Raw genomic sequence first — 1,554 nt, forward strand, 5'->3', positions numbered from 1 at the left:
CATGAAGAATAATAAATTCATCCAAAGTTATATGTAATTTATCTAAAATATTGATTAGTCGAATACAAGAGATTTCTGATTCTCCCCGTTCAAATCTAGAGATTTGAGATTTAGATAAATTACTATCAGCAATTGAAGATAAACTTATTTTCTTTCCTTTTCTAATTTTTCTGAGTGTTATACCAAGTTTTGATTTCATAATTTTCCCATTTTCCCAACAAAAAAGTAAATGATTCTTATTTATTGTACAATAAATAAAAACTGAAAGGAAGTCTAAATATGAAGAAAATTTTAAAAAATTCCCTAATTTTATTGTTGGTAATGGATATTATTATTGTCGGTGGATAAAATGTTTAGGTGTACACCTAAGTCTTTAGATATCATCTAAAGACTTAGTACTGGTTGGAGGATACGATGAAAGATAGTATGGTTAATTATTGGTTAAATTATTTTCCGGAGTATAGTTTAGAAACGTTTGAAGTAGAATAGATATTAAGGACCTATCTTTCTCTTATTCCAAAAACTCAGCTCCTGTAATAGAAAATTTAAATTTGACTATTGGGTCAGGACAGAGAATTGCACTAGTCGGTCAACCGAGGTCAGGAAAAAGTACGTTATCAAAAATACCATCAGGATTATATAAGATTGATACAGGAAAAGTTTTATTTGATGGTGTAAATATTAATCAAATAGATAAAAAATATTAAGTCAAAATTTAGGAGTAGTTCCACAAGATTCATTTTTATTGAACAGAAGTATTCTTGACAATATAACTTTAAAGCACGAAGTTACTTCACAAAAGATAAAGGAAGTTAGTAAAGCAGTTCAAATCTATGATGAAATCATGGCTATGCCGATGAAATTTAACACTATCATCTCAGATTTGGGTTCAAATATTTCAGGTGGTCAAAGACAACGGATAGCACTGGCACGTGCATTAATAAATAATCCTAGTATTGTAATTTTAGATGAAGCAACTAGTGCATTAGACACTATTAATGAGGAAAGAATAACAAAGTATATAAAAAGTCAGGGCTGTACTCAAATAATTGTAGCTCATAGATTGTCAACGATTAATGATGCGGACATTATTTTTGTAATGAAAGGTTGTAAGATTGTTGAGTCAGGAAATCATAAGTACTTAATGGCTCTTGGTGGAGAGTACTACAGCTTATATACAAAAAGGAAATTAGGTGTAAAGAAAATGAAGAAAGAAAATGAATATGTAATTTTAACAGCAGCCTTACTAGGGGTGATGATTGGAATAGTGTTTGCTATTTTTTTAGATTTTCCAGTTGAATATGGTATTTCTTTAGGATTGTTGAATGGAATAGTATTGGGTTCGCTGATTTCTTACAAAAACAATAAGAATTAAGCATAATTTTTTGCTGGAAACTAAGGAGTAGAGATGGCTATAGTTGAAATTATAAATCTAACAAAAAGCTTTAAAGATATTGAAGTTATTCATAACACTACTAGTAGAATTATTAACATGAAGAATAATAAATTCATCCAAAGTTATATGTAATTTATCTAAAATATTGATTAGTCGAA

3 protein-coding genes are annotated in these 1,554 nt (G+C 28.8%); 2 read left to right on the forward strand and 1 reads right to left on the reverse strand.

Translation table 11 applies throughout. The annotated features are described in order from the left end of the window. The coding region (locus ADF68_RS06560) for a helix-turn-helix domain-containing protein (RefSeq protein WP_049549127.1) at positions 1-199 on the reverse strand (199 nt) is incomplete at its 3' end. 352 nt (positions 200-551) lie between these two features. On the opposite strand from ADF68_RS06560, the gene ADF68_RS11590 reads away from it, so the two are divergent. Then, positions 552-707 carry an ATP-binding cassette domain-containing protein gene (locus ADF68_RS11590; protein ID WP_261674344.1) on the forward strand — a complete coding sequence of 52 codons (156 nt, stop codon included), beginning with the start codon at positions 552-554 and terminating at the stop codon, positions 705-707. 38 nt (positions 708-745) lie between these two features. Further along, positions 746-1,375 carry an ATP-binding cassette domain-containing protein gene (locus ADF68_RS11435; RefSeq protein WP_261674345.1) on the forward strand — a complete coding sequence of 210 codons (630 nt, stop codon included), beginning with the start codon at positions 746-748 and terminating at the stop codon, positions 1,373-1,375. Positions 1,376-1,554: the final 179 nt, after the last annotated feature.

This window comes from Streptococcus pseudopneumoniae (assembly GCF_001068775.1).
Classification (GTDB): domain Bacteria; phylum Bacillota; class Bacilli; order Lactobacillales; family Streptococcaceae; genus Streptococcus; species Streptococcus pseudopneumoniae_N.